The 4,490-nt window shown below is 72.7% G+C and carries 3 protein-coding genes; 2 read left to right on the top strand and 1 reads right to left on the bottom strand.

The annotated features are described in order from the left end of the window. On the bottom strand, positions 1-756 hold a 756-nt coding region (locus QM624_RS08850), incomplete at its 3' end, for a M17 family peptidase N-terminal domain-containing protein (RefSeq protein WP_415090903.1). Between the two features lie 94 nt (positions 757-850). Here QM624_RS08850 and QM624_RS08845 point away from each other — a divergent pair. Together QM624_RS08845 and QM624_RS08840 are read left to right on the top strand one after the other, a co-directional pair. Then, complete coding sequence (locus QM624_RS08845) at positions 851-1,990, top strand: iron-containing alcohol dehydrogenase (RefSeq protein WP_415090901.1); 1,140 nt, start codon at positions 851-853, stop codon at positions 1,988-1,990. A 155-nt stretch (positions 1,991-2,145) separates the two neighbouring features. After that, the coding region (locus QM624_RS08840) for a BTAD domain-containing putative transcriptional regulator (protein ID WP_415090899.1) at positions 2,146-4,490 on the top strand (2,345 nt) is incomplete at its 3' end.

Here is a 4,490-nt window from a genome sequence, read left to right as displayed (position 1 = left end):
GTAGTCGAGCCGGACCAGCCGCGGGCCGCGCGACGAGCCGCCGCCGACCGCGGTGAGGCCGCCGTAGCCGCCGCGCTCGAGCGCCTTCTCGTCGAGGATCTCGACGTCGATCCGGGTGCCCTTGACGGCGTTCTTGGCCGACTCGGCGAAGGTCTCCGGGTAGAGCGCGTTGGCCGGGGTGTTCACCCAGTCGCGGGCCAGGCAGACCGCTGCTGCCAGCGTCCTGGCGGCCTCGACCGCGCGCCGGGCCTCCGGTTTCGCCGAACTGCTGACCACGGTGATCGAGCCGATCGCCTCCTTGGGCTCCTGGCCGCTCAGTTTCACGAAGCGGTAGGAGCCGAGCAGCGCACCTTCGGCCGCACCACGGACCACCTCGGGCTCGACGGCGTCCAGGCAGACGGCGACCCGCAGTGCGCGATCGCCGGCCAGTCCGGACGCGACCCGGACGCCGTTGCCGGCGGCCCGGCGAATCTGTTCGGGCGTCACATCGGTCTCGCCCAGCCCGACCGCGACCAGCCGGACGCCGTCGGTGCCGGTCAGCGTCACCGTGCTGCCAGGCTTCGCCTCAACGCCCAGATCGCGCGCGACCGCCAGCAGCGGACGCCCGTACAGCTTCGCCGTCCGGCGTTCGATCTCGTCGGGGACGCCGACCAGGACCGGTTTGCCGGCACTCTCGGCCACCCCGAAGATCACCACGTCGGCGTCGCGCGGGCACGAGGTCGCCAGGGTCAGGGCGGGAAGGCTGAAGGAGGTCACTGGGTGTCCTATCGGTGCCGGGGAGGAATCACCCGTCACCTTAGTCGCAGCCATCTGCCTGCGACGCAGTGGTCAGGCATGCGATCCTGTGCCGATGACCAGTTTCGCCTTCGCCACCGCCGCCCGGATCGCGTTCGGTCCGGGATCATCCGCCCAGTTGCCGGACGCCGTCGCCGAGTTGGGCGCACGTCCGTTCGTATGCACCGGGGCCACCCCGGACCGGTTCGCCACCCTGCTGGAGGGCCTGGACGGCGCCCGCAGTTGGCCGATCACCGGGGAGCCGACGCTGGACGACATCCGCGCCGGAGTCACCGCCGCCCGCGAGCACGGCGCGGACGTCGTGGTCGGCCTCGGCGGTGGTGCGGTGCTGGACGCCGCCAAGATCATCGCCGCGCTGGTGCCCAACGACGGCGACGTCCTCGACTACGTGGAGGTGATCGGTGCCGGACGTGCGATGACCCAGCGGCCGCTGCCGTTCGTGGCGGTGCCGACCACCGCCGGCACCGGTTCGGAGGTCACCATGAACGGGGTGGTGACCTCGCCCGAGCACGGGGTGAAGGTCAGCATGCGGCATCCGACGATGCTGGCCCGGGTCGCCCTGGTCGACCCGGAGCTGACGCTCGGCTGCCCGCCGGCGGTGACCGCCTCGTCCGGGCTGGACGCGCTCACCCACTGCCTGGAGTCGTTCGTCTCGCCGATGGCGAACCCGCTCACCGACGGCTTCAGCTCCGAGGGCCTACGCCGGGCCGGCCGCAGCCAGCGCCGCGCCTACACCCACGGCGACGACCTGGAAGCCCGCACCGACATGGCGCTGTGCGCGCTGCTCGGCGGCCTGGCCCTGGCCAACGCGAAACTCGGCGCGGTGCACGGCCTGGCCGGCGTGGTCGGCGGGCTGACCGGGGCGCCACACGGCCTGACCTGCGCCACCCTGCTGGTCGAATGCTGCCGCGGCAACGTCGCGGCGCTGCGCGACCGGGCTCCCGAGGATCCCGCGCTGGCCCGCTACGCCGAGGCCGGTGCGCTGCTGTCGGGCACCGCCGGGGTGGACGCCCTGCTGGACTGGCTGGCCGAGACCGTCCGGGTGCTCGAGGTCCCGACCATCGGCGAGCTCGGTGTGACGTCGGAGCAGTATTCGCAGATCTGCAAGCAAGCCGCGGCCTCGTCCTCGATGAAGGGCAACCCGATCATGTTGTCGGCGGACGAGCTGGAAGAGATCCTGCGCCGCTCCGCCTGAGCGTGGCTCGCCACCGGAGATCCCGGCGTTCGCCGGGATGACGGGATGGTCGTCCCGGGCTTGACCATCCGTCATCCCGGGCTTGACCCGGGATCTCGGTTCCGCTGGCTCGACGCCGAGTCCGCTCGTGATCGACGTTCCGTAAGCTCGCACCCGTGCACGACGACCAGCCGAGGGTTCGCCTGCTCGGCCCGGTGCAGATCGCGGGCCGGGACGGACGCCTCATCGACCCGCCCGGCGCCCGGTTGAAGGCCTTGGTGGTGGCCCTGGCCCTGCAACCGGGCCAGCCGCACAGCGTGCAGACACTCACCGACCAACTCTGGGCGGACGAACCGCCGCGGGCGCCGCGGGCAGCGATCCAGACCCTGGTGTCGCGACTGCGGGCAGTCGCCGCCGACGGCCTGGTGACCTTCGGTGCTGCCGGCTACAGCCTCGCCGTCGCCGCCGAACAGATCGACCTGGGGCGGGCCCGGGCCCATCTCGTCACCGCCCGGACGTCCACCGACCCGGCGGCCGCGCTCGTCGAACTGGACTGCGCGCTGGCCCTGTGGCGCGGCGAACCCGGCGCCGATCAGGGCGACGCACCGATCCAGGAACTGCTCCGCGCCCAGGCCGACGCGTTGCGGCTCGACCTGATCGCCGAACGAGCCCGACGCGGCGCCCAGGCCGGCGATGTCGTCCGGGCCTCCGCCGATCTGGGGCAGCTGGTTCAGGCGCGTCCGTTCGACGAGGCCGCGTTGGCTTCTTATCTGGAGAGCCTGGCCGCCCAGGGTCGGATCCCGGAGGCGCTGGCCGCGTTCGCCGAGCACCGCGAGCGGTTGGCCGACGAGCTGGGCAGTTCGCCCGGACCTGCGCTGATCGAGCTGAACACCCGGCTGCTGCGTGTGGCCGAACCCGACCCGCAGCCGAGGCGGCGGGTCGGCGTCCGGGCCGCACCGAACGAACTGATCGGACGCGACGAGGACCTGCAGCGGGTCGAGGTGCTGCTGCGGCACTCCCGGCTGGTCACCGTTCTGGGCACCGGCGGGCTGGGCAAGACCCGGCTCGCCCAGGCCCTGGCTGAGCGATCCAGCCGACCGGTGGTGATCGTGGTGGAACTGGCCGGCGTGCGCAGCGATGAGGACGTCACACTCGCGCTGGCGTCCACCCTCGGCATCCGGGAGAGCACGACCGGCCAGCGGCTCGGCGAGGCCCTGCCGCGCGCCGACGTGCGGTCCCGGATCATCGGCCAGCTCGCCGAGCGGCCCACCCTGCTGGTGATGGACAACTGCGAACACCTGGTCGAGGGCGCCGCGGCGTGGATCGCGGAGACGCTTGCGGCCGCACCCGACCTGCGGGTGCTGGCCACCAGCCGCAGCCCGTTGGCAATCGGTGCCGAGGCGGTTTATCCGTTGGAGCCGCTGGCGGCCAGCGCCGACGGTCCGGCGGTGCGGCTGTTCCTGGAGCGGGCCCGCGCGGTCCGTCCCGGCGCGAACCTGCCGCTGCCGGCGGTGCAGCGGCTCTGCGGTCACCTCGACGGGTTGCCGTTGGCGATAGAGCTGGCCGCGGCCCGCGTCCGGTCGATGACCGTGGAGCAGATCGAGGCCAGGCTGGGGAACCGGTTCGCGCTGCTCGCCGGCGGCGACCGCAGCGCACCCGAACGGCACCGCACCCTGCAGGCGGTGATCGAATGGAGCTGGCGGCTGCTCAGTGTCGACGAGCAGAACGCGCTCCGCCTGCTCAGCGTCTTTCCGGACGGCTTCTCGGCCGAGGCCGCGGCGGCGGTGACCGCCAGCGACTGGGCCGACGACCTGCTGGACGGACTGATCGGCCAGTCGCTGCTCACCGTCGCCGAGGAACCGCTGACCTCCGGCCTGCGCTACCGGATGCTGGAGACCGTCCGCGAGTTCGGCCAGGCTGAACTCGCCGCCGCCGATCAGCAGGACGCCGCCCGCGAGGCGCTGTTCCGTTGGGCGCACGACTTCGCCGACGGCAACCTCTCCCGGCTGCCGGATCTGGCGGTGGTCCGGACGATCACCCTGGAGCAGGACAACCTGGTCACAGTGCTGCGGCAGGCGATCGCCGGCAACCGTCCCGCGCTGGTGGTGACGTTGTTCGCGCTGCTCAGCTACTACTGGACCATTCGCGGCGCGCACAGCGAGGTGTATGCGTTCTCCACCGAGGTGCTCGAGGCCGTCCGGCACTACGAGCCCGACGAGCCGCATGTGGACGCGACCGTGCTCAGCTATGCGCTGCTCACCGTGACGACCCTGGCCGAGCAGAACGAGGCCTGGGCGCGGGCCTACGCCCGGCTGCGGTGGCTGGTCCGGAGGCATCCGGTGACCGCGCCCGATCTGGCGGCGATCGCCGAATTCCTCGCCGCGGGACCCGACCGGGAGCGGGCCGCGGCGGTGGTGGCGCGGATGCGGGAGTCCGACGACGTGAGCACCGCGCTGCTCGGCGAACTGTTCACCTCCCAAGAGGCGGAGAACGCCGGGCGCCCGGACGAGGCGGCCGCGGC

The sequence above is a fragment of the Micropruina sp. genome, from assembly GCF_047606365.1.
Taxonomy (GTDB): Bacteria; Actinomycetota; Actinomycetes; order Propionibacteriales; family Propionibacteriaceae; genus Micropruina.
This window is presented reverse-complemented; position numbering and strand designations above follow the sequence as displayed.